Below are 24,903 nucleotides of genomic sequence, written 5' to 3' on the forward strand. Positions count from 1 at the left end.
TCATACATTGGTACAAACCATGTGTGGGGAGGAGTCTATATGGACCAGTACTATGATTACAATGGGTCATCTTACAATAATAAAACCACGACAGCACCGGACCATGATATAAAAATGAGAGGCAGAAAATCGCTTGATATCACTGGCGTAAAGCAGGTTGAAAGCTTCGATAATGAGGAGTTTTTGCTTGAAACGTCAATGGGGTTCCTTGCAGTCAGGGGCTATAACCTGAAAATGAAAAACTTGAATCTCGAACAAGGCCTTGTTTCGATTGAAGGAAAGGTATTCGATCTTGTGTATTTAGATCAGCAACAGGGAGATAAGGCTAAAGGGTTTTTTAGCAAGCTGTTCAAATGAGTCTGGATGTACAGCTTTATACGATTTTAGCCATGGTTGGGAGCGGGATCTGGATCGGGATGGCACTTGATACGTATCATCGCTTCCAAACAAGGAACAAACGGTGGAATTGGTTAAGGTTTATCAATGATATTATTTTCTGGTTCCTCCAGGCATTGATTATTTTCTACGTATTGCTCCAGGTCAATCAAGGTGAAGTCCGAGTTATCATCTTCCTGGCCCTTCTTTGTGGTTTTGCATGCTATCAAAGCCTGCTTCAGAAAGCTTACAAAAAACTGTTGGAAACTATCATATCCATCGTCGTTTGGATCGCGAAAATGATCAAGAGAATTTTTTGGACTTTTTTTGTTCATCCTGCGAAAGTCATATTGAATCTCCTTCTTTCCTTGAGTAAAATGATAGGTAGACTTCTTATCTCCATCCTTTTATTCGTATCTCAAATTCTCCTTTTCCCTCTTAAAATGTTTGGAATCACAGCCTTAGTGGAAAAAACAAAGGATAAATTAATTGCTAAACTAAAGGAAAAAGCAGGAATTCTTAAAAAGCCAACGAATAAGGTGAAAGAATGGATCGGAAAACTAAGAAGGTGAAGGAGGATCTGATGGTGCAACAGAATGACAAAGTGACAGCTGTGAATGAAAGATATGTAGACCAAGAAAAGAAGAAACAAGAACGAGCACGTCGGAGAAAACAAGGTTTAGTAAGACGTCTAACGGTCTTTGGTGTATTGGTCGTCATCATGTTCACCGTCATGGTTGCTACCCTGACTTCTCAAGCTTCCGTCATCGCGGAAAAAAAAGAAAAAAAGGAAGCTGTTGAAGAACGATTGGAAGAAATCAAAGCTGAAAAGGCACAATTAAGTGAAGAAGTGAATAAACTACAAGACCCGGATTATATTGGTGAGGTCGCGCGAAGAGATTATAATATGTCCAAACCAGGCGAGACGATCTTCAAACTCCCTGACAGTAAGGAAAAGGCACGTTGACCTTGGAATTTTGGGCATGTATAATAAAGTAAATTTGATTTTCATATTTTAAGGAGGAGCAATTTTTACAATGACAATTGAAGTAGGCAGCAAATTAAAGGGAAAAGTATCAGGTATAACCCATTTTGGAGCATTTGTCGAGCTGCCAGATGGTATCACCGGTTTAGTCCACATCAGTGAGGTTGCCGATAATTATGTGAAGGATATCAACGAACATCTTTCTGTTGGAGACGAAGTTGAAGTTAAAGTCATCAATGTTGAATCAGATGGTAAAATTGGACTTTCAATCAAGAAAGCGAAAGACCAACCATCCCGTCCAAGGCAGGACCGCCCACGCGGAAGGGGAGGTAAGCCTAGAAGACAACACAATGAATTCGTTTCTTTCGAAGATAAGTTGAACCGTTTCCTAAAGGATAGTGAAGATCGTCTATCTACACTAAAAAGGCAGACTGAATCTAAACGTGGAGGACGCGGAGCACGCCGGGGATAGTAAAATAATATCTGTTGCTTACCGATTGCAAGTAAAAATTACTCTTTAAATCGGAAAACGCACGCATACGTATATACAAACACCTGTTTCTGAACGGGTGTTTTTTATTTCCGGATCAACATCCAAAAATCTAACAAGCTAAAGGATTAAAGGCTTTTTTAGTTAAGATTGTTATTTTACAATTCCATTGTAATGGATTGGAAATAAACTCGCTATCCGTGGGCGAACCGCAAGCCTCCTCGCTCGTACCTCGCTGTGGGGTCTCGCCTGGCTCGCTTTTCCCGCAGTAGTCTCGTATATTTCCACTTCTTACAGTTTTTCATTGACCTCTATATCACATGATAACCACTCATTAGGAACAAACCTTTAGAAACAGCCTAATTAAAATAAAAATGTCTAAAAAGTTATTGACGGGATTCGAGATATCTTGTATTATTCTTGTTGTGTCTTTAAAACGTATTGAAAATGGCGGTGTAGCTCAGCTGGCTAGAGCGTACGGTTCATACCCGTGAGGTCGGGGGTTCGATCCCCTCCGCCGCTACCATTTTTAGTGAGGTTAAAAAATACGACGAATGATTAACCGCGAATTTTTTCGTTACTCGGATTTTCCGGTTCTCATGTATCGACGATATACATTCCGATCCTCAAATCTGTCCTGCCTCAAACTTCTTGTTTCTAATCCGCCGATTTTTTAACATCATTTAAAATAGTTAAACGAATGATTAACCGCGAATTTCATCGCAGGCGATTAAAAATTATTAGGCCCCTTGGTCAAGTGGTTAAGACACCGCCCTTTCACGGCGGTAACACGGGTTCGAATCCCGTAGGGGTCACCATTTCATATATAATGACAACTGTCCCGCTAATGCGTTGGACAGTTTTTTATTTGAATGTCTATGCGAAATTACCTGATGTAAGTGCTCCATGAATGCTTCATAAAGACCGTTCGAGCACGAACAACGGGGGTGAGGTCCTCATAAAATCATTCGACTCCCCTCGCAAAAACAGCCATGTTCAGGCTTTTATACTCCAACAAATGTAGAATTATCAACTCTTTCACTGTAGTTATAGATGCTTCGCCATATTTTTACTTCTCTTGGCAGCTTACGGATAACGATGGCTAGCTATTATGAATGCTAGGGTTTTCCAACACTTTTACTCCTCTTTTAATTATCTGAAAATTGAATCTTATTGGCGCTCAGAATCGTAACCCGTCGAGAAGTTTTTTCACCTGGGTCTGTTCGTTTGACAAAAAAAGTATTCTTCCTGTGTTTTAATAGACAAACACGAAACTATTAACGAGTGGGGTGGGGTTGATGCAAAAGGTAGGATCCGAAAGCAGCCATCTACTACGTAAGATCGCGGTGGTTGAGAGGTTGAAGAAAAGTGTATCAATGCAAGTGAAAGGGGTTTCCGAAGGAGCCAAACGCTTTCTCCTCCACTGGAGTTTACTGTTATTTTGTACAGGCTTTCTGTTAGGACGGGCGCTCATCCTTTCAGAGTTATCCCCCTTTGCGCTTCCGTTTTTCGGAGCGGTTTTGTTCCTTAAGCGTGAACGCGCTGGTGTTGCCGCTATTGCATTACTGGCAGGTGCACTGACGACGTTTGATCAAACAGGATTATTTGTTTCGATCGGACTGGCCGTATTTTTCGTTATCCATTCTATTGTGACGAATATAGCAAAACAGACGTATAAAATTCTACCAATCACCGTTTTTGTTGCTAGTTTCATTACCAGAATGAGTATTCTTTCATTTTTATCAGAACCTATCACGACAGGAAGTCTTCTAATGGTTGTAATAGAAGCTGGGTTGAGCAGTATTTTGACGTTGATTTTCATCCAAAGTATTCCGCTGCTCTCATTGAAGAAAATTCAGCATTCATTGAAAAATGAAGAGATTGTATGCTTCATCATCCTGTTAGCTTCAGTTATGACCGGTACAATTGGCTGGCAATTTTATGAGTTATCTGTTGAACATGTTCTGTCCCGCTACCTTGTTTTAATATTCGCCTTCGTAGGTGGAGCGGCAATCGGCTCGACAGTAGGAGTGGTTACAGGTCTTATTCTTGGACTTGCGAATATTGCTAGTCTTTATCAGATGAGCCTTCTGGCATTCTCAGGTTTATTAGGAGGCCTATTAAAAGAAGGTAGAAAAATCGGGGTGAGTATCGGGTTATTCATCGGAACATTGCTGCTAGGGCTTTATGGTCCAGAGAGCGGTATACTTACGACCACGTTACTAGAATCGTGTGTTGCAGTAGGGTTGTTCCTTCTGACGCCGAATAAAGCGATTTCGAAGATTTCCCGTTATATACCTGGTACGAAGGAATATACGCAAGAGCAACAGCAATATCTCAGGAAGGTCAGAGATGTCACCGCAAGCCGTGTGGAACAGTTCTCCAATCTGTTCCAGGCGCTGTCTAATAGTTTTTCAACAGTCAGTGCGACAAGTATGATAGAAGATGAAGACAAGCGGGAACTTGATATGTTCCTAAGCAATGTCACAGAAAAAACCTGCCAGAATTGCTTTAAAAAGCGGCATTGCTGGGTGAATAATTTTGAAAAAACGTATGATTATATGGCTGAAATCATGGCGGAAACCAACCCGCAAGGTAAATTGAATGACCGAAAGCTGCAAAAGGACTGGGAGCGGCACTGTGTTCGTTCGAAAAAAGTCATTGATACGATTCAATACGAACTCGGTCAATATCATGCGAACATCAAGCTGAAACAGCAAGTTAAAGAAAGCAGGCGGCTTGTGGCTGAACAGCTTCATGGTGTTTCACAAGTGATGGATAATTTTGCGAAAGAGATCCAACGGGAAAGGGAAAATCATCAGGTCCACGAAGATAACGTAAAGCAAGCTTTAGATGACATCGGACTTGAGGTTGGGAATATTGAAATCTATTCTCTAGATAAGGGTAGTATCGATATCGAAATGAGCATTCCTTATTGCAATGGACGCGGAGAATCTGAAAAGGTCATCGCTCCTTTATTGTCTGATATTTTGGATGAAACCATCGTGGTGAAAGAGGAAGAGTGTGCGGCCTATCCGAACGGGTATTGTCATGTCGTGTTCCGTTCCTCCCAGAATTTTGTGGTTGAAACAGGAATGGCCAGTGCGGCAAAAGGGGGAGCGTGGCTTTCCGGGGATAGCCATTCTACCATCGAGCTTGGAGCTGGTAAGCATGCAGTTGCAATCAGTGACGGGATGGGGAATGGTGAACGAGCCCATTTGGAAAGTAATGAGACACTGAAGCTGCTCCAGAAAATCCTTCAATCGGGGATCGATGAAACAACAGCAATCAAATCTGTAAATTCCATCCTGTCCCTAAGGACAACAGATGAAATCTTTTCAACTCTCGATCTAGCAATGATTGATCTGCAAGATGCGACGGTACGGTTTTTGAAAATCGGGTCAAGTCCTAGCTTTGTAAAACGCGGTGATCAAGTGCTTATGATCGAAGCAAGCAATCTCCCAATGGGGATCATCGAGGATTTTGATGTCGATGTTGTAAGTGATCAATTGAAAGCCGGGGATTATCTGATTATGATGAGCGATGGAATCTATGAAGGACCGAAAAATGTTGAAAATAAAGACGCCTGGCTGAAGAGAAAAATCCGGGAAATCAATTCAGATGACCCGCAACTCATTGCAGACCTTCTACTCGAGGAGGTGATCAGGGCAGATTACGGGCAAATAGAAGACGATATGACAGTTGTCGTAACGAAGATCAACCGTAATATACCGAAGTGGTCGACCATTCCGCAACAAAACAAGAAGCTACGGAAGCAAGCGTAGTCTATGTAATCTAGTATAAATCCCCTCCACCTTGACTATCATGGTAATATCAAAATTCGAGAGGGGATTTTTGGCATGAGCAAAGGTACATTACGACAAATCCTATTGATTACCGACGGATGTTCGAATCATGGTGAAGATCCAGTCGCCATAGCTGCGCTGGCTAGTGAGCAAGGAATTGCGATCAATGTCATCGGGATTCTATCAAAAAATGAAGAATATGGTGAACATGGATTGAAAGAAGTGGAAGATATTGCGATGAGCGGTGGAGGAGTAAGTCAAATCGTATATGCGACACAACTCGCTCAAACCGTAAAAATGGTGACACAAAAGGCGATGACACAAACGATCCATGGGATGATCAATAAAGAACTGACACACATCCTGGGTGACGAACAACAAATGGAAGATTTACCTCCGGAAAAACGTGGACAAGTCATGGAGGTCGTCGATGAGATTGGAGAAACCGTCAATCTGGAAGTCTTGATTCTCGTGGATATTTCAGCGAGTATGGACGATAAACTTCCGACTGTTCAAGAATCGTTGATTGATTTATCGATTTCCTTAAATTCACGGACCGGGAACAATCAATTTTCGATCTATGCATTTCCAGGCAAGAAACAGTCCATTGAAAAACTTCAAGACTGGACACCGCAGCTTGATACACTAGCGAAAACGTTCAAAAAAATATCGACAGGCGGGATCACACCGACAGGTCCTGCGTTGAAAGAGGCACTGGAACTCTTTTCTGATAAACGATCTAAGCGGAAGCTTCTAGGTGATTATGATGAATACATCGAAGAATCCGGAAGTTAATCTTTCGATCGGATCAGTTATTTCCGGGAAATGGAACCGTAAGCAATATACGATCCTGCGGGAATTGGGGGCAGGTGCGACCGGTACTGTCTATCTCGTAAGAAGTGACCGTGCTCAAGTGGCTATAAAAGTCAGCCGTGATACACTGTCGATTACATCTGAAGTAAATGTGCTCAAGCATCTATCGAAGGTCCAGGGGAAAACACTTGGGCCTTCTTTTATCGAAATGGATGATTGGGTGACAGGATCAGGTACCGTACCTTTCTATGTCATGGAATATGTGCAAGGTGAGTCGTTATTCGTATTTATGAGACAGCGTAAAGATGAGTGGTTTGGAATTCTCTTGTTACAGCTTCTCGGCGATTTAGCAGATTTGCATAAGGCAGGCTGGGTATTCGGTGATCTCAAGCCTGATAATCTTCTCATATCTGGTCCCCCACCAAAAATCCGATGGCTTGATGTCGGAGGAACGACGATGATGGGAAGGGCGATCAAAGAGTATACGGAATTTTTTGATCGTGGATTTTGGGGAATGGGTTCTAGACGGGCTGAACCAGCTTATGATCTCTTTGCGGTCGGGATGATCATCATGAACTATGGCTATCCGAAGCGCTTTGATAAAAAAGAAGGCGGATGGACGCAATTAAAAAAACAGATCGACCATAATCGTATATTAGGAAAATATCGGCCGATTCTTTATAAGGCTTTTCATGGCCACTATCAAAATGCAATTGAAATGAGGCAGGATTTACTGCTGCTTTATTCGAAGAAGTCAGCATCTAAACCGATTGCAACTGCTCACAAAGGAAAGACCTCATCGCCACAAGCCCAGCAGCAATCGATGTCTGGTCGTTCTGGACGTAATCGGCATAAAAAGATTAGAAAACGCCGCCACATAATGGAAGCAGCACTCATATTCCTATTTTTGTTTGTCTTTTATGTCGTTTACTTGATGGGACAAACAATGTGATACGTCCAGGTGTAAATATTGACATCAGTCACACCTTCTTCTATGATAGCGATGATTTCTTAAACACAAACACCCACATAACCACCACTTGAAGGGGATAGTTTCATGTTAGAGGCTGTAGATCGATTCGTTCAAAAGCATAAGCTGTTGAGTAAAGGTTCTACCATCGTGGTCGGCGTTTCCGGCGGCCCGGATTCGATGGCGCTACTCGATTATTTGCTAAAAAAACGAAGTGGACTGAATTTGAAGATCATCGTTGCTCACGTGGACCACATGTTCAGAGGGAGGGAATCAGCTAAGGATGCAGAATGTGTGGAACACTTCTGCCTGACTCACAAAGTACCTATTGAACGAGTACAAAAGAACCTTCCATTATATATAGAAGAAACGGGAGAATCTCCACAGCTCGCTGCACGGACACTGCGTTATGATTTTTTCGACTCCGTGATGCAGCAATATGAAGCAGATTGTTTAGCTCTAGCACACCATGGAGATGATCAAATTGAAACGATCCTGATGAACATGGTGAGAGGAGCTGCGCATGCAGGGCTTTCCGGCATTCCGGTGACGCGTACTTTTTCGAATGGGCGGATCATCCGTCCATTTCTAGGAATAACGAAGGACGAACTTGTACATTATTGTAAAGACGAAAAAATTCCTTTTCGGACCGACCCCAGTAATAAGAGTGATAAATATAAGCGGAACCGATTCAGGGAAACCGTCCTGCCGTTCTTGAAAGAAGAAAATCCGCACACACATGAAAAATTTCAACAACTGAGTGAACGGATGGCTGAGGATGAGAAATATCTTCAGAAACAGACAGAAAAGGAACTTGTGAACGTTATTCTGCAAAAGTGTGACAAAGAATTGACATTGTCTGTAGCACACTTTCTCGAGATGGCAATTCCTTTACAAAGAAGAGGGATTCATCTAATATTAAACTATCTTTATCAATTGGATATGACCAATATTACATCTATTCATATCAAGGATTGTATACATTTGATGAAGTCGGATAACCCCTCTGGAACAATGCATTTGCCAGCTGGTCTCATTGTCAGGCGCGAATACGACAAATGTATTTTCACATTTCAACAGTCGGATACACAACATTCCTTTACATACTGCTTGGAAATCGGTCAAACGTATGAATTGCCTGTCGGGAAACTGATTTACCGTATCGTGGATGTGGAAAGTGCCGGCGCGAAGGGGAAAAGTCATTTCATCTTTCATCCCTCTCAACTTCAATTACCATTATTCGTTCGAACTAGAGAAGATGGTGATCGTATCCAACCAGCTGGAATGAAGGGATCTAAGAAAGTGAAAGATGTGTTCATTGACGCGAAACTACCAAAGCCACTTAGGGATATTTGGCCTATTGTCACAGATTCATCAGGTAAAATCATATGGATACCAGGTGTAAAGCATGCTGATTTAGGCCCATCATATGGCAGCAGCGACCAATGGATGTCTTTATCTTTTCAAAATATCAGGCATGAGGTCTAGGAGGAATACATATTTATGAGAAATGAAATGCAGGAGATCTTGATTTCTGAGGAAGAAATTCAAGAAAAGGTGCATGAACTAGCATCACAATTATCAGATGAATACCGAGATCGCTTCCCGCTTGTGATCGGTGTACTAAAAGGTGCATTACCTTTCATGGCGGATCTTGTAAAACGTATGGATATCCATGTAGAACTTGATTTCATGGATGTTTCAAGCTACGGAAACTCTACAGTATCTTCTGGTGAGGTCAAAATCATCAAGGATTTGAACACTTCGATTGAAGGTCGGGATATCTTGATTGTAGAAGATATTATCGACAGCGGTCTGACGCTGAATTATCTCGTTGAGTTGTTCAAGCACCGGAAAGCCAAGTCGATTAAGATCGTCACTCTATTGGATAAGCCAACAGGGCGCAAGGTTGATTTAAAACCCGATACTGCAGGGTTCATCGTCCCAGATGCCTTTGTCGTAGGTTATGGTTTAGACTTTGCTGAGCGTTATCGGAACCTGCCATTCATCGGTGTATTAAAACCGGAAATATACCAAGGCCAATGAGTTGTGAATTAATGAACAAATATGATACTATAAATTATGATTTGCTTGTATGCGAGAGGAGGTAAGGGATGAATCGCATCTTTAGAAATACAATATTTTACTTATTAATATTCCTTGTTGTTGTTGGGATCGTCAGTTTCTTCAATGGCAACAACAACGACGTTAAACAATTAAAATACGGTGATTTCACCGAGGCTCTACAAAATGGTGAAATCGAGTCTCTTACGATGCAGCCTAAGAATCAGGTTTACGTTCTACAAGGTAAGCTGAAGTCTTATGACGATGAGACGACTTTCACTACTAACATCCCACCGGACATGACTAAAGATGTCCTGGCACAGGTGGAGGGTGCAGATGTTGAAATAAAGGAAGCTGAAGGAACAAGCGGTTGGGTAACCTTCTTTACCTCCATTATTCCATTTGTCATCATATTCATCTTATTCTTCTTCCTTCTTAACCAAGCTCAGGGTGGCGGAAGCCGTGTTATGAACTTTGGTAAAAGTAAGGCAAAGCTTTACAGTGAAGAAAAGAAGAAAGTTACATTCAAAGACGTAGCGGGTGCAGATGAAGAAAAGCAAGAATTAGTCGAGGTCGTCGAATTCTTGAAGGATCCTCGTAAATTCGCATCACTCGGTGCACGTATTCCAAAGGGTGTCCTGCTAGTAGGACCTCCAGGAACAGGTAAGACATTACTTGCTCAAGCTGTAGCCGGTGAAGCAGGCGTGCCGTTCTTCTCAATCAGTGGTTCTGATTTCGTCGAGATGTTCGTCGGTGTCGGTGCTTCCCGTGTCCGTGATTTATTTGAGAACGCGAAGAAAAACTCACCGTGTATCATTTTCATCGATGAAATTGATGCAGTAGGTCGTCAACGTGGCGCAGGACTCGGTGGAGGTCACGATGAACGTGAACAAACCTTGAACCAGTTGCTTGTTGAAATGGATGGTTTCAGTGCAAACGAAGGAATCATCATCGTGGCGGCTACAAACAGACCAGATATTCTAGACCCAGCATTATTGCGTCCAGGACGCTTTGACCGTCAAATTCCAGTCGGTCGTCCTGATGTCAAAGGACGTGAAGCGGTACTTAAAGTACATGCACGTAACAAACCTTTAGCAGATTCAGTCGATATCAAAACGATTGCAATGCGTACCCCAGGATTCTCGGGTGCAGACCTTGAGAACCTGTTGAATGAGGCAGCCCTTGTTGCTGCTCGACAAAATAAGAAACAAATCGAAATGGAAGACATCGACGAAGCAACAGATCGTGTCATTGCCGGTCCTGCCAAAAAGAGTCGTGTCATTTCTCAAAAAGAAAAGAACATCGTTGCTTATCATGAAGCAGGACATACGATTATCGGTATTGTTCTTGATAATGCAGAAGTTGTCCATAAAGTTACGATTGTTCCACGTGGTCAGGCTGGTGGATATGCGGTGACCCTGCCGAAAGAAGACCGTTACTTCATGACTAAACCTGAATTGGTTGACAAAATCACTGGTTTACTTGGTGGACGGGTTGCTGAGGAAATTACCTTCAAGGAATCAAGTACCGGAGCAAGTAACGACTTTCAACGTGCGACAAGCATCGCTCGACGGATGGTCACTGAATTTGGAATGAGTGAAAAGCTCGGTCCGATGCAATTCGGTCAAGGCCAGGGCGGAAACGTATTCTTGGGCCGCGACATCCAGAATGAACAAAACTACAGTGACGCCATCGCTCATGAAATCGATCTTGAAGTCCAAAAGATCATAAAAGAAGCATATAATCACTGTAAGGAAATTCTTGTCCAACATCAGGATAAATTGAATCTGGTTGCTGAGACGTTGAAAGAAGTCGAAACGCTCGATAGCGAACAGATCAAATCCCTGTTTGAAACAGGTGAAATGCCTGAAGGATATGAATACCCGAAGAAGGAACCTGAGTCTTCCGATGATGATGTGAAGGTCAATATCACGAAAAAGGAAGAAAACACTTCAGAGGAATCTGATGAAAATAAGGATTCTGATTCAGAGAATAGAGAATAATATTTCCTTAAAAAGATGCCCTATCGATGGGCATCTTTTTTAACATTTAAAGAAAGTATAAAATACTTTCTTTAAGTGTAAGTACAACTGATGGCAAAGCCGACGCCCAAGGCTTGGCTTTGTCAAGTTTTCTTTACGTTTAGGGAAAGAAGAAATTAGGCCTAAAGTACCAATTTGCTCAAGCTAGGGGTAAAGTTGCTCAAGCTGAGGATAAAATTGCTCAAGCTAGGGGTAAAGTTGCTCAAGCTGAGCTGATTTTTGCTCAAGCTAGGGGTAAAATTGCTCAAGTTAGCAAAAATTTACTCTGCCAGAATTCACTTCCTTAGCGAGACGCGACTCCAACACAACATTTTGGTTGAAAACCACGTTTTTTCTAAAAAGTTGTAAAGTTCCAAGAGGCTCAGACGCGTTTTGGACAGCTGTATTTTTTACACTTAAAGAAAGTATTAAAATTCAGGATGAGCTTTAATAATCTAAGAAGTGAATTTCGAAGAAATCAACATCATTATTTAAAAGCTCCCGGGCTTGATCTTTGATGTTTTCAGCGGATGTTTATGTTATAACTAAAGATAGAATTCGTATAGATAGTGGGGAATGACATGATTTTAGTAATGGATGTAGGAAATACAAATATCGTCCTCGGTGTTTATGAAGGAGACGATCTTAAATATCATTGGCGCGTCGGTACAAGCCGGAAAAAGTCCGAAGATGAATATGGAATGTTCATTTCCAATTTGCTGACACATGTCGGTCTTGGCTTTAACGACATTGATGGGATCATCCTATCATCGGTAGTGCCTCCACTTATGTTTCCGCTTGAGAAAATGTGTGAGAAATACTTTAACCTAAAGCCACTCATCATCGGTCCTGGAATCAAGACTGGTTTGAATATAAAAACGGAAAACCCGCGAGAGGTCGGTGCTGACCGTATCGTCAATGCGGTTGCAGCATTGAATGAATATGATTCGCCGTTGATCATCGTCGATTTTGGTACAGCAACAACGTATTGCTATATTGATAAAAGCAAAAACTACTTAGGCGGAGCGATTTCACCAGGGATCAGCATTTCCACTGAAGCCCTCTATACCCATGCCGCTAAATTACCTCGGATTGAAATCACAAAACCTTCTCACGTGGTCGGGAAGAATACTGTAAGTGCGATGCAAGCTGGTATTTTTTATGGGTATGTCGGTCAAGTGGAAGGCATCGTCAAACGGATGAAAGAACAGGCTGAGGAAGAACCATTGGTCATTGCGACAGGTGGTTTAGCCCACTTGATCGGAGAAGAGTCTCCAATCATTGATGTTGTTGATCCGTTCCTCACATTGAAAGGCTTGCAGTTGATATATCATAAAAATACAGAACTTCATTAAGGAAGGAGATTCTCAATGTCCGATTACTTAGTTAAAGCACTAGCCTTTGATGGGAATATCCGTGCTTATGCAGTAGATACAACTGAAATGATCAGTGAGGCACAACGACGCCAGGAAACCTGGCCAACGGCATCTGCCGCACTCGGGCGTGCAATGACAGCTTCTACGATGATGGCAACCATGTTAAAAGGTGACAGCAATAAATTAACCGTGAAAATTGAAGGGGGCGGACCGATCGGAGCCATCATTGTCGATGCGAACGCCAAAGGAGAAACAAGAGGGTATGTATCAAACCCGAAAGTCCATTTTGATCTGAACCGGCATGGCAAACTGGATGTGGCCCGGGCCGTCGGGACAAACGGACACCTCTCCGTGGTAAAAGATCTTGGCATGCGGGAAAACTTCACTGGCCAGGTTCCACTTGTTTCTGGTGAGCTTGGGGAAGATTTCACGTACTATTTCGTATCCTCTGAGCAAATTCCTTCAGCTGTGGCAGTAGGAGTGCTTGTAAACCCGGACAATTCGATTCTCGCTTCCGGTGGATTTGTCATTCAGGTTATGCCTGGGGCACAAGAGGAAATGATCACGTTCATCGAAAAGCGGCTGGAGAATATTGATCCCGTTTCAAAAATGATTGAGTCAGGAGATAGCCCTGAACAATTATTATATAACGTCCTAGGTGAAGAAAATGTCAAAATCTTATCAACGTCACCAGTTTCGTTCTCATGCAGTTGTTCACGCGAACGATTTGCAGATGCGATCATCAGTCTTGGTGAAGCGGAAATTCTAGATATGATCGATGAAGATGGAAAAGCAGATGCCAATTGTCACTTCTGTAATGAATCTTATCACTATACAAAAGAGGATCTGGAATCATTTGCTGAAGAAGCACGTAAGGAGAAGAATGGATGAATCGGAAAATTCTAATCGGTGTGATCGTTTTGCTCCTGTTAACGAACATCGGATCGATTATTTATTTTGCAAAGGCTAGCAGTAATGCTTCCGGTGAACAAGCTGGAAATCTTCTTATGAACCTTTCAGGCAGTGTCGCACAGATCGGCAATGAATCGATTTCAGAAGCTGAATGGGTTGAATTGTTGAAGAAACGATACGGAAAAGATGTTTTAAAGCAAATGATCGATAAAAAGGTCGTCGCACAACTCGCTAATAAATATGATATAGCTGTATCGGATGAGGAACTTAAGCGAGAGATCGAACTGTACCAAAGAATGGTCGGGGCTGGTGCAGATGCCCATGAACACCCCGACATCCAGATCATGGACGGAAAACAACTGAAGGAAGAAATTGAGCATGCAATCCTTTTGGAAGAATTGATTACGAAAGATGTCGTCATCAAAGAGGAAGAACTGCGTAAATATTATAAAGAGAATGAGCATCTTTATGACCTCAAGCCTCTATTTCAAATTTCGCAGATCGTTGTAATGACAAAAGAAGAAGCAAATCAAGTGCTTGATGAGCTTGAGGATGGTTCATCGTTTTCAACGCTTGCAAGAGAACGTTCAATTGATGAGTTCTCTGCTCCAAGTGGTGGAGCCATGGGATGGGTCGACACCTCCAGTAATTATGTCGAACCTGCTTATTTCAATGTCATTCCTGAACTCGAAAAAGACGAGTGGAGCGACGTCATTCAAACAGATGATGGATATGGTATTGTGATGCTCCACGATAAAAAACCAGGGAACAAGTATGAGTTCGAGGAAGTAAAAGGGCAGATAAGAAGACAATTAGCGCTTCAACAAATGGATACCACCTTCAATCCAGAACAGCTTTGGAAGGAACTAGATGTTAAATGGGAGTATGGTTCAGAATAATTGAATTACAATTCTGATAATGATATGATAATTCCAACATTATTCCTATGAAAATACTAGGAATTTAAGGAGTGAAAGGGATGAGAGTAGGAAATTCTATTGTTGATTTAATTGGAGAAACACCAGTTGTCAAGCTGAACCGGCTTACTGGGGAGAACGACGCAGACGTATATTTGAAGCTGGAATTCATGAATCCCGGAAGCAGTGTGAAAGACCGTATCGCAAAAGCGATGGTTGAAGCTGCTGAGAAGGGTGGTGCATTAAAAGATGGCGATACGATCATCGAACCGACTAGTGGAAACACAGGGATTGGTCTTGCAATGGTCGGAGCCGCAAAAGGGTATCGTACCATTCTTGTTATGCCGGACACAATGAGTATGGAGCGTCGAAACCTGCTTCGTGCATATGGAGCGGAGCTTGTCTTGACACCTGGAGCTGAAGGAATGAAAGGCGCAATTGCGAAAGCAGAAGAGCTCTCAAAGGAAAAGGGCTATTTCATGCCGCAGCAATTCATGAATGAAGCAAATCCAGAGGTTCACAAAAATACAACAGGCAAGGAAATCGTTGAACAAATGGGTGATCAGCTTGATGCATTCATTTCCGGCATCGGAACAGGCGGTACCATCACCGGTGCAGGCCAAGTGCTGAAGGATAAATATCCATCAATCAAACTATATGCTGTCGAACCGAAAGACTCACCTGTATTATCAGGCGGTAAGCCAGGTCCTCATAAAATCCAGGGCATCGGTGCTGGATTCGTACCGTCTATCCTGGATACACATCTATATGATGAAGTATTAACGATTTCAACAGAAGAGTCGTTTGAATATGCGAGGAAAGCAGCAAGAGAGGAAGGACTGCTTGGAGGAATTTCTTCTGGAGCAGCAATTGCCGCCGCATTGAAGGTCGCAAAAGAACTAGGAAAAGGTAAAAAAGTGCTGGCGGTCATACCTAGTAACGGAGAACGCTACTTGAGCACACCACTTTATCAATTTGAAGAAGAATAAAAGATTCATGGAGGCTGGCGAAGATGCCAGTCTCTTTTCAATTGTAGGATTATAGATTTCTGCGAAATTCACTCCCTTTCAGCGGGCAAACGAAAAGCGGAAGCGACCCGATTAGGGGAGGCTCGAACCAAACAAACTTGGTTCTGCGTGGGCTCACTCATAAGGGTGTAAATCAATGTGTCGACCGCCGCAGGAAATTTGAAGTGATCCAAGTGACTGGTCGCTGAGCTAGACAGCACCTCCATGGGTCTCGCCTGGCTCGCTTTTTCAGCAGGAGTGTCGCGAATTTCACTTTATTCTTGACGATCAACACCCTCCTTTAATACACCTTAATTGTAAAGAACTGGAGACTGTTTTTGCGTGTCATCCCCCTTATGTTCATGTACAATGAAAGAGGAAATTGAACGTAGGAGAGGACTTCTATGCAAGTGAAGAAAGTACGGTTGACGAAAACGATTAACGGTTATCCAGAAAACTGGTTTGATCGATATAAAAATATAAGCGCGAATGAACCCCATCATGTCCTTTTAGAAAGCGGAAGAGGTGGAAGGTACCACATTATCGGAAAATCACCATCTGCTATTGTGACCGGTAAAGATCATACATTGATGATTGAATCAAAATGTGGTGTTGAAACAAGAAAAGGAGACTTACTTGATCAACTTCAAAGTTACTTAGAAACATACACCATCATTAATGAAACAGACGAAGCGGAACTTCCCGATTTCAAAGGTGGAGCGATTGGCTATATCAGTTATGATGTTGCACGCCAGATTGAACATCTTCCAGAAGATACGATTGACGATTTGGGAATGCCGGACATCTATTTTATGATTTTTGAAGACTTTATCGTTTTGGATAAACAATTAGACAAGCTTACGGTTGTCACGCATACCCCAGAAGAGGAAAGGACTGCTGGGATTAGAAAGCTTGAAGAAATGGAGCGCCAATGGCTCGGTAAGTTCAAGCACACAGAGTCCCCATCAGCTCCTTTCAACCACTCGCAAGCTGAAGAATTGCAATTTTCGATGGATGAAGAGCAATTCAAATCTGCTGTTCGTCAAGTACAGGAGTATATCCGCAGCGGGGATGTCTTTCAGGTGAATTTATCAGTTCGCCAATCTAAGCCGCTCCAATCTCATCCAATCCAAATTTATGAGCATTTGAGAGACTTCAATCCATCACCTTATATGGGGTATTTCCATATGCCGGAGTTTCAGCTCGTCAACGGATCACCGGAGCTGCTTGTCAAAAAGAAAGACACCCATGTCAGCACCCGCCCAATTGCCGGTACAAGATCAAGAGGCAAGAATCCAGCAGAAGATGAAGCGCTAGCTAAAACGTTGATCGAAAACGAAAAAGAACGTGCCGAACACGTCATGTTGGTAGATCTTGAACGTAATGACTTAGGCAGAGTATGTAATTATGGAACGATCGAAGTGAATGAATTCATGGTTATCGAAAAATATTCACATGTCATGCACATCGTATCGAATGTCCAAGGTGAGCTGCATCCTGATCGAAATACAGTTGATTTGATCCGGGCAACGTTTCCTGGAGGAACGATCACGGGTGCACCGAAAGTACGAACGATGGAAATCATTGAGGAACTCGAACCTGTTAGAAGAGGCGTTTATACAGGCTCTATCGGCTGGATCGGGTTTGATGGAGATACAGAATTGAACATTGCGATCCGTACGATGATCTGTAAGGATCAAACCGCGCATGTCCAAGCAGGAGCTGGGATTGTCATTGATTCGGATCCAAAAGCTGAGTTCAAAGAAAGCCTGAAAAAAGCAAAGGCGCTATGGCATGCAAAAGAACTAAGCGAACAAGACACGATGAAGAAGGTGTAAACCATGATAGTCATGATCGATAATTACGACTCCTTCACGTATAATCTCGTTCAATATTTAGGAGAACTTGGGGAAGAGCTGATTGTCAGACGAAATGATGATATTACGATAGAAGAAATCGAAGAATTGAGTCCAAGTTATTTGATGATTTCTCCAGGGCCATGCAGTCCGAATGAAGCGGGGGTCAGCTTGAAGGTGATCGAGTATTTTGCTGGAAAAATCCCTATACTCGGAGTATGTCTCGGCCATCAGTCGATTGCTCAAGTATTCGGGGGCAAAGTCATCCGCGCAGAACGTTTGATGCACGGAAAGACCTCGCCTATCCGGCATAATGGTAAAACCCTTTATGAGGGGCTGCCTGAGGAAATCATTGCGACGCGGTATCATTCCTTGATCGTAGAGCGGGAAACCCTGCCTGACTGTTTTGAAATCACAGCAGAAACAGTGGAAGGCGAGATCATGGGCATCCGTCATAAGTCCTTCCCAATAGAAGGGGTACAATTTCACCCGGAATCGATTATGACTCCAGACGGTAAGAAGCTGTTACGGAACTTCACCAACACATATGGGCGTGAAATGACATGTACATCTATTTAAAAGGTGAATTTGTAAAAGATACAGAAGCTTCGATTTCGCCATTCGATTATGGCTACTTATATGGGATCGGTGTTTTTGAAACCTTTCGAATTTATGAGGGCCACCCCTTTTTGTTAAACGAACATTTGGAAAGAATGAATAATGCATTGCATGATTTGAACATCAGGAAAGTGATCGGAAAAGTTGAAGTTGAAAGCATCATTGAACAGCTTTTACAGCTGAATGGGTGGACAAATGCGAGCATACGGCTTAACATATCAGCTGGAAATGGTGCACCAGCTTTAAAAACACTTGAATTCAAAGATCCTACCATTATGGTATATGGGGGAGAGCTGGCTGATGCGCCGGTAACGCTGCAAGAGAAAGAAGCGAAGGTACTGGCGATTCCGAGGAATACACCCGAAGGCCAGATACGCTTGAAATCCCATCACTTTCTAAACAATCTCCTTGCTAAACAAGAATTGCAAGACCCGGCAATCGAAGGGATTTTCCTTACGGATGAAGGGTTTGTTGCGGAGGGGATCACCTCGAATATATTCTGGAGGAAAGAAGATACCCTCTACACCCCTACTATTGATACTGGGATTTTGAACGGCATTACGCGGCAATATGTTCTGTCTCTTTGTGAAAAGCTGGGTATCACTGTTCAAGTAGGCAGGTTTAAGAAAGAAGAATTGCTTCAAGCAGAAGAATGCTTCATAACAAATTCGATTAAAGAAATCATAGCGATCAACAGAATAGACGACACAACGTTTCAAGGGCAGATCGGAAACGTTACGAATGAATTGTTCAGTTGTTACAAAAAAGACCGTAACAAGCTTTGAACAACAAGAAAGGATTTTAACAATGAAGTACAACCCGATTTTCATATATCCGAAAAATGAAACAGATGCCATGAACGAACTGATGTCTGTGGGTGCAAAAATCGAAAGCATACGGCGGAAACGATTAATCGAAAGTAAAACAGTCATCCGGGTCGACGATGTTCCTTTAAAGGCTGCGTGGCAGTTGAAACAGACCTTGTTGCTGAAAAGGCAGGAATGTATTATTCATGAAGATGCTGAGCAGCTTGACGCCGAACAGACAGATGCGATTATTCTCGGAAACCCTTATGGAATCAAAAGTGCAGTGAACCTGTTGCTTGAGAGTGAAATGAAGGATGTTAGCCAACTAGGTGCAGAAATCGATCGTCTCCTTATGGCGGAAGAGATGAAGCATCAACCATGGATGGTCCAGTTTCATGATTCAACCGTAGACCTGAACGAACGCACATGGATCATGGGGATCCTTAATGTTACACCGGATTCTTTTTCGGACGGAGGAAATTTCGAATCTGTTGAACGGGCAGTGGAACACGCTCAAGAAATGGTTCAAGCAGGCGCTGACATCATAGATATCGGAGGAGAATCCACCCGACCTGGGGCTGATAAAGTGTCTGTAGAAGAGGAATTGGAACGTGTTGTACCAATCATTAAAGCGGTGAGAGAGGCCGTCGACGTGGCAATTTCTATCGATACCTACAAAGCTGAGGTCGCAAAACAGGCAATCGAAGCTGGTGCGAACATCATCAATGATATCTGGGGGGCAAAAGCTGATCCTCAGATGGCTCAAGTCGCTGCAGACTATCACGTTCCGATCATCCTCATGCATAACAGAGAGGACAAGAATTACAACCACTTGATGTCCGACATCGCAAGAGATTTAAGAGAAAGTATCGCCCTTGTTAAAGATGCAGGAGTGAAAGAGGAGAACATCATTCTTGATCCAGGGATCGGGTTTGCAAAAACGTATGAAGACAACCTGGATGTCATGTCGAATCTAGAGGTTTTGACAGCGCTCGGTTATCCTGTAATCCTCGGGACTTCCCGGAAATCTTTCATCGGACGTGTATTAGAAACTGAAACGAACGAACGAATGGAAGGGACTGGGGCAACAACTTGTCTTGGAATCCAAAAAGGGTGCCAACTTGTACGTGTGCATGATGTCCTTGAGAATAAACGGATGGCAATGATGATGGATGCAATGTTGATGAAGAAGGGAGCGGTTCAAAATGGATAAGATTTATATCAATAACATGAAATTTTACGGTTATCATGGTGTCTATCCTGAAGAACAGAAGCTCGGACAACGATTCAATGTCGATCTTGTACTTGAGTGCGATCTGTCAAACGCAGCCAAATCAGATGATATCGAAAGCACAGTCCATTACGGCCAGGCATACGAACTGACAAAAGAAATCGTTGAGGGTGAACCAAGAAGGCTGGTTGAAAAGCTAGCGGAAGAGATTGCACAAGCAATCCTTGAAAAATTCGAGATCGTTTTACATTGCACAGTCAAAGTCATCAAGCCTGACCCACCAATCCCAGGTCACTACGATTCAGTCGCGATTGAGATCAAGAGGTCGAGAAAATGAATGATGCTTTTATTGCATTAGGGTCCAATATCGGAGATCGTTCCGTTTTTTTGAGAAGTGCCCTTAAAGAGATCGAGTCTATTGATGGTGCCCAGGTGGAACAGGCGTCGTCCATCTATGAGACGGAACCAATCGGCTATACCGATCAGGAACCATTTTTGAATATGGTAGCACTTGTGCGGACTGAACTTGGAGCACTCGAACTTCTGGAAAAGCTCCAGACAATCGAAAACAAATTGAAGCGTACACGTGAGATACACTGGGGTCCGCGTACGATAGACCTTGACATTTTATTGTATAATCAAGAGAATATACAAACAGAAGTACTAAAAATTCCACATCCAAGAATGCTCGAAAGAGGATTTGTGATGATTCCGCTTTATGAGCTGCAACCAGAATTGCATTTTCCACATACGGATGAAAACTTTTCCGAGATCATCGAAGAGCGAATTGACAAAAAAGGAGTTAACGTATGGAAGCGGAACAATGGGGAAGGCGAATTCGGGCTTTTCGAAAATTGAAAGGCTATACACAAGAAGGACTCGCCGACAAAATGAATATATCCGTCTCGATTCTCGGTGAAATAGAACGCGGGAACCGGATGCCGGATCAAGATCACATCCACAAAGTCACAGAGGCTCTCAATATATCATTAGAAGAACTTTCCCCTGAGAATGTACATTTAACGTAAAGAGGTGAAGAAGATGTTTCAGATCGGTGACATCAAACTGAATAACCGCGTCGTGCTTGCCCCGATGGCAGGTGTTTGTAACCCTGCTTTTCGTCTGATCGCGAAAGAATTCGGAGCAGGACTTGTTTGTGCTGAGATGGTAAGTGACAAAGGAATTCTGCACAAAAATGATAAAACGATGCGGATGCTGTATGTAGATGAACGTGAAAAACCGCTCAGTCTGCAAATTTTCGGCGGTGAGAAAGATTCACTCGTTGAAGCAGCCAAGTATGTCGATGATTACACGAATGCCGATATCATTGACATTAATATGGGGTGCCCAGTCCCTAAAATCACAAAGTGTGATGCTGGAGCAAAATGGCTGTTGGATCCTCAAAAGATCCACGACATGGTTGCAGCGGTAGTCCCTGAAGTGAAAAAGCCTGTAACGGTAAAAATGCGCATGGGCTGGGATGAAGACCATATCCTTGCTGTCGAAAACGCACAAGCGATCGAAGAAGCTGGCGGTAAAGCAGTCGCGCTGCACGGACGTACAAGGGTACAAATGTATGAAGGTAAAGCTAACTGGGAGATCATCCGTGATGTGAAAGAATCAGTCTCTATTCCGGTTATCGGTAATGGTGATGTGACAACGCCTCAGGATGCAAAACGTATGCTCATGGCCACAGGCTGTGATGCAGTCATGATCGGTCGGGGTGCGCTAGGTAACCCATGGATGCTTTATCGTACTGTCCAGTACCTTGAAACTGGAGAGCTGCATGGCGATCCGACGCCACGTGAAAAAATGAAGGTATGTATGCTTCACTTGGATCGCCTGATTGCCTTGAAAGGTGAAGACGTCGCGATCAAAGAAATGCGTAAACATGCTGCATGGTATTTAAAAGGACTCCCGAAAAACGCAAAAGTCCGAAATAAAATCATGGAACTCGAATCACGTGATCTTATGGAACAAGTCTTGATGGATTACGTAGAAGAAGTAGAAGCAAAACAAGTTAAAGTAGGATAAGGCTCGCCCCTTTTGGGCAAGCCGCTACATACCTCTTGGTGTCTGCACATGAATACCTTTTTATTTAGGAGGATGAGTATGAGTAAGGATGTAACCCGACTCACGAGTGGAGGCATCAAGGAGTTAGCGACAGAATTGATCGATGTTTATGAAAGCAGGAAGACCCCATTCGGAAATGCACCGAGTATGACTGAAGAGGAAGAACAATTTTATAAGCAAAGGATCACCGATCTGGAACAACTTTTGTATTCTGCTGAACCATTACCTGAAAACAAGATAAACGACACTGTCACCCTGGGATCAAAGGTCACACTTTTCGATCCTTTCTTGGATGAAGTAGAAACATATAAACTCGTACACCCTGTAGAAGCCTCGCCTTTACGAAACTACATCTCCATCGAGTCCATACTCGGGAGGGAACTTCTTTTAAGACGAAAAGGTGATGATATCCGCATCACATTATATGGGGAAACGATCAGATACAACATTTTAGATGTGAAATAGGTAACTTTAGGAGTGATATAGATGAGTCAAGACGTCGAATTAAATGACCAACTGCTCGTTCGGCGCGAGAAATTGAATACACTGCGAAACCTCGGCATCGATCCATTTGGACACCGTTTTGATCGCAGCCATACAGCGAAATCCATGGCAAAGAGTTTTGGAGAGATCTCGAAGGAAGATCTTACAGAACAAAACCATGAAGTGGCACTTGCGGGTCGGATTATGACCAAACGAGGAAAAGGAAAGGCTGGTTTTGCCCATATTCAGGATCTGACCGGTCAAATCCAATTATATGTCCGAAAAGATGCGGTTGGAGAAGAGCAGTATGATCTGTTCAGCTCGATCGACATCGGTGATATTGTTGGTGTAAAGGGAGTAGCGTTCAAAACGAAAGTAGGAGAGTTGTCTGTTAAAGTAACAGACTTTTCGTTGTTGTCAAAAGCTTTGCGTCCGCTTCCTGACAAGCATCACGGGTTAAAAGATATTGAGCAGAGGTATCGCCAGCGTTACGTCGATCTGATCATGAATCCAGAAGTAAAAGATACATTCGTGACACGCAGCCGGATCCTGCAATCGATGCGCCGCTACCTCGATGACAATGGATATCTTGAAGTAGAAACGCCTACGATGCACTCGATTCCTGGCGGTGCTTCAGCTCGTCCATTCATTACGCACCATAATTCCCTCGACATGGAGCTTTATATGCGTATTGCAATTGAACTTCATTTGAAGCGATTGATTGTCGGAGGTATGGAAAAAGTGTATGAAATCGGACGCGTATTCCGTAATGAAGGTGTCTCTACAAGACACAACCCTGAATTTACGATGATGGAACTTTATGAAGCTTACGCGGATTACAAAGATGTTATGACGCTTACTGAGAATCTCATTGCACATGTAGCACAGGAGGTCCTTGGCACAACTTCAATCACTTATGGTGACCATGAAGTAGACTTAAAGCCTGAATGGGCTCGTATCCATATGGTTGATGCAGTCAAAGAACACACCGGTGTGGATTTCTGGAAGGAAATGAGTGACGAAGAAGCACAGGCACTTGCAAAAGAACATAACGTTCCTATCCAAGAAACGATGTCGTTTGGCCACGTAGTCAATGAATTCTTCGAGCACTTCGTTGAGGAAAAGCTTATTCAACCTACATTCGTTTATGGTCATCCTACGGCGATATCTCCATTAGCGAAGAAAAATGCGGATGATCCACGTTTTACGGATCGCTTTGAACTCTTCATCGTCGGACGTGAGCATGCTAATGCCTTTACCGAGCTCAATGATCCGATCGATCAACGTGAGCGTTTCGAAGGGCAGTTGAAAGAACGCGAAGAAGGAAACGATGAAGCGCATATGATGGATGAAGACTTTATCGAGGCGCTTGAGTATGGTCTTCCTCCAACAGGTGGACTTGGAATCGGAATTGATCGTGTCGTGATGTTGTTGACGAACTCACCATCAATCCGTGACGTACTCCTCTTCCCGCAAATGAGACATCGATAAGATTCAGTTTACTTTTAATGAAAGGCTGGCTCTTTAATAGGGCTGGCTTTTTTGTTGTCTAAAAACACTTGTTGCTCCTATTGAAATAGAAATTATATATTTCATGACGTTATTTTTGAAAAATGTATTGATTGAAACTCGAAAAGATGGTATATTATTTTTCGTCGTTGGAAAAACTGATTTCGCGACAACACACGATAAAATTCTTTGTTGACATCGACAAAGTGGTGTGGTACATTAATAAAGTCGCCAATAAGCGACAAACGCAAAAATGGTAGGATAAAAACAAGCCATTTCAGCTCTTTGAAAACTGAACAAAAGCCAAGCGTGAAACGGGTCTTTTTTAAAAAGAACCCAAAATCAATTTCGATTTACATTTAATGAGCAATCAAACGATGCTCAAAAAATTCAGCAGCAAGAAGTTCGAGGAAGCAAGGAAGGTGAACGCCGGATAGTACCAAGATGTACTTGAGGATGTGAACCGACGATGCTGACAACGAAATTCGATGCTAATCAATTTTTTGGAGAGTTTGATCCTGGCTCAGGACGAACGCTGGCGGCGTGCCTAATACATGCAAGTCGAGCGGACCAACGAGGAGCTTGCTCCTC

24 protein-coding genes, 2 tRNA genes and 1 rRNA gene are annotated in these 24,903 nt (G+C 42.9%); all 27 read left to right on the plus strand.

What is annotated here, in order from left to right:
• Window positions 1–39: 39 nt before the first annotated feature.
• Entirely contained in the window at window positions 40–357 is a 318-nt protein-coding gene (gene yabP / locus KOL94_RS24310) for a sporulation protein YabP (RefSeq protein ID WP_221569260.1), read from the plus strand.
• Window positions 354–947, plus strand: a complete 594-nt coding sequence (gene yabQ / locus KOL94_RS24315; RefSeq protein WP_221569261.1) for a spore cortex biosynthesis protein YabQ — start codon at window positions 354–356, stop codon at window positions 945–947. Before yabP ends, yabQ begins: the two co-directional genes overlap by 4 nt.
• Window positions 948–958: 11 nt before the next feature.
• The gene (locus KOL94_RS24320; protein WP_221569262.1) at window positions 959–1,342 is read left to right on the plus strand and encodes an FtsB family cell division protein; all 384 of its coding nucleotides are present in this window, start codon (window positions 959–961) and stop codon (window positions 1,340–1,342) included.
• A gap of 70 nt (window positions 1,343–1,412) precedes the next feature.
• Complete coding sequence (locus tag KOL94_RS24325; RefSeq protein WP_221569263.1) at window positions 1,413–1,832, plus strand: S1 domain-containing RNA-binding protein; 420 nt, start codon at window positions 1,413–1,415, stop codon at window positions 1,830–1,832.
• A gap of 467 nt (window positions 1,833–2,299) precedes the next feature.
• Window positions 2,300–2,376, plus strand: a tRNA-Met gene (locus KOL94_RS24330).
• Window positions 2,377–2,593: 217 nt separating this feature from the next.
• Window positions 2,594–2,668: transfer RNA gene (locus KOL94_RS24335), tRNA-Glu, on the plus strand.
• 480 nt (window positions 2,669–3,148) lie between these two features.
• Window positions 3,149–5,635, plus strand: a complete 2,487-nt coding sequence (spoIIE, locus tag KOL94_RS24340; protein WP_221569264.1) for a stage II sporulation protein E — start codon at window positions 3,149–3,151, stop codon at window positions 5,633–5,635.
• Between the two features lie 75 nt (window positions 5,636–5,710).
• Window positions 5,711–6,451 carry a VWA domain-containing protein gene (locus KOL94_RS24345; protein ID WP_221569265.1) on the plus strand — a complete coding sequence of 247 codons (741 nt, stop codon included), beginning with the start codon at window positions 5,711–5,713 and terminating at the stop codon, window positions 6,449–6,451.
• Window positions 6,423–7,421, plus strand: coding sequence for a protein kinase domain-containing protein (locus KOL94_RS24350; protein WP_260412647.1), 999 nt, complete (start codon window positions 6,423–6,425; stop codon window positions 7,419–7,421). Before KOL94_RS24345 ends, KOL94_RS24350 begins: the two co-directional genes overlap by 29 nt.
• A 105-nt stretch (window positions 7,422–7,526) precedes the next feature.
• Complete coding sequence (gene tilS, locus KOL94_RS24355; RefSeq protein WP_221569266.1) at window positions 7,527–8,927, plus strand: tRNA lysidine(34) synthetase TilS; 1,401 nt, start codon at window positions 7,527–7,529, stop codon at window positions 8,925–8,927.
• A 15-nt stretch (window positions 8,928–8,942) separates the two neighbouring features.
• The gene (gene hpt, locus KOL94_RS24360) at window positions 8,943–9,485 is read left to right on the plus strand and encodes a hypoxanthine phosphoribosyltransferase (protein ID WP_221569267.1); all 543 of its coding nucleotides are present in this window, start codon (window positions 8,943–8,945) and stop codon (window positions 9,483–9,485) included.
• Window positions 9,486–9,553: 68 nt separating this feature from the next.
• The gene (gene ftsH, locus KOL94_RS24365; protein WP_221569268.1) at window positions 9,554–11,506 is read left to right on the plus strand and encodes an ATP-dependent zinc metalloprotease FtsH; all 1,953 of its coding nucleotides are present in this window, start codon (window positions 9,554–9,556) and stop codon (window positions 11,504–11,506) included.
• Between the two features lie 599 nt (window positions 11,507–12,105).
• Window positions 12,106–12,879, plus strand: coding sequence for a type III pantothenate kinase (locus tag KOL94_RS24370; RefSeq protein ID WP_221569269.1), 774 nt, complete (start codon window positions 12,106–12,108; stop codon window positions 12,877–12,879).
• A gap of 15 nt (window positions 12,880–12,894) precedes the next feature.
• On the plus strand, window positions 12,895–13,791 hold the full coding sequence (gene hslO, locus KOL94_RS24375; RefSeq protein WP_221569270.1) for an Hsp33 family molecular chaperone HslO: 897 nt from the start codon (window positions 12,895–12,897) through the stop codon (window positions 13,789–13,791).
• Window positions 13,788–14,711: a peptidyl-prolyl cis-trans isomerase gene (locus KOL94_RS24380; RefSeq protein ID WP_221569271.1), complete on the plus strand. Its 924-nt coding sequence runs from the start codon at window positions 13,788–13,790 to the stop codon at window positions 14,709–14,711. Before hslO ends, KOL94_RS24380 begins: the two co-directional genes overlap by 4 nt.
• Window positions 14,712–14,791: 80 nt before the next feature.
• Complete coding sequence (gene cysK, locus KOL94_RS24385; RefSeq protein WP_221569272.1) at window positions 14,792–15,718, plus strand: cysteine synthase A; 927 nt, start codon at window positions 14,792–14,794, stop codon at window positions 15,716–15,718.
• A 422-nt stretch (window positions 15,719–16,140) separates the two neighbouring features.
• Window positions 16,141–17,574 (plus strand): aminodeoxychorismate synthase, component I, encoded by a 1,434-nt coding sequence (gene pabB, locus KOL94_RS24390; protein ID WP_221569273.1) that lies wholly within the window; start codon window positions 16,141–16,143, stop codon window positions 17,572–17,574.
• 3 nt (window positions 17,575–17,577) lie between these two features.
• Entirely contained in the window at window positions 17,578–18,171 is a 594-nt protein-coding gene (pabA, locus tag KOL94_RS24395; RefSeq protein ID WP_221569274.1) for an aminodeoxychorismate/anthranilate synthase component II, read from the plus strand.
• Complete coding sequence (gene pabC, locus KOL94_RS24400) at window positions 18,156–18,995, plus strand: aminodeoxychorismate lyase (protein WP_221569275.1); 840 nt, start codon at window positions 18,156–18,158, stop codon at window positions 18,993–18,995. Before pabA ends, pabC begins: the two co-directional genes overlap by 16 nt.
• 373 nt (window positions 18,996–19,368) lie before the next feature.
• Window positions 19,369–20,229, plus strand: coding sequence for a dihydropteroate synthase (gene folP / locus KOL94_RS24405; RefSeq protein WP_483298100.1), 861 nt, complete (start codon window positions 19,369–19,371; stop codon window positions 20,227–20,229).
• Window positions 20,222–20,584, plus strand: coding sequence for a dihydroneopterin aldolase (gene folB, locus KOL94_RS24410; protein WP_221569276.1), 363 nt, complete (start codon window positions 20,222–20,224; stop codon window positions 20,582–20,584). The genes folP and folB overlap by 8 nt, the downstream gene beginning before the upstream one ends.
• The gene (gene folK / locus KOL94_RS24415; RefSeq protein ID WP_221569277.1) at window positions 20,581–21,105 is read left to right on the plus strand and encodes a 2-amino-4-hydroxy-6-hydroxymethyldihydropteridine diphosphokinase; all 525 of its coding nucleotides are present in this window, start codon (window positions 20,581–20,583) and stop codon (window positions 21,103–21,105) included. Before folB ends, folK begins: the two co-directional genes overlap by 4 nt.
• The gene (locus KOL94_RS24420) at window positions 21,057–21,275 is read left to right on the plus strand and encodes a helix-turn-helix domain-containing protein (protein ID WP_221569278.1); all 219 of its coding nucleotides are present in this window, start codon (window positions 21,057–21,059) and stop codon (window positions 21,273–21,275) included. Before folK ends, KOL94_RS24420 begins: the two co-directional genes overlap by 49 nt.
• Window positions 21,276–21,288: 13 nt before the next feature.
• Window positions 21,289–22,281: a tRNA dihydrouridine synthase DusB gene (gene dusB, locus KOL94_RS24425; protein WP_221569279.1), complete on the plus strand. Its 993-nt coding sequence runs from the start codon at window positions 21,289–21,291 to the stop codon at window positions 22,279–22,281.
• A gap of 78 nt (window positions 22,282–22,359) precedes the next feature.
• On the plus strand, window positions 22,360–22,785 hold the full coding sequence (locus KOL94_RS24430; protein WP_221569280.1) for a GreA/GreB family elongation factor: 426 nt from the start codon (window positions 22,360–22,362) through the stop codon (window positions 22,783–22,785).
• 21 nt (window positions 22,786–22,806) lie between these two features.
• Window positions 22,807–24,294, plus strand: coding sequence for a lysine--tRNA ligase (gene lysS / locus KOL94_RS24435; protein ID WP_221569281.1), 1,488 nt, complete (start codon window positions 22,807–22,809; stop codon window positions 24,292–24,294).
• A gap of 518 nt (window positions 24,295–24,812) precedes the next feature.
• Window positions 24,813–24,903: ribosomal RNA gene (locus KOL94_RS24440) — 16S ribosomal RNA — on the plus strand; the annotation flags it as partial.

It is taken from the genome of Alkalihalobacillus sp. TS-13, from assembly GCF_019720915.1.
Classification (GTDB): Bacteria; Bacillota; Bacilli; order Bacillales; family Fictibacillaceae; genus Pseudalkalibacillus.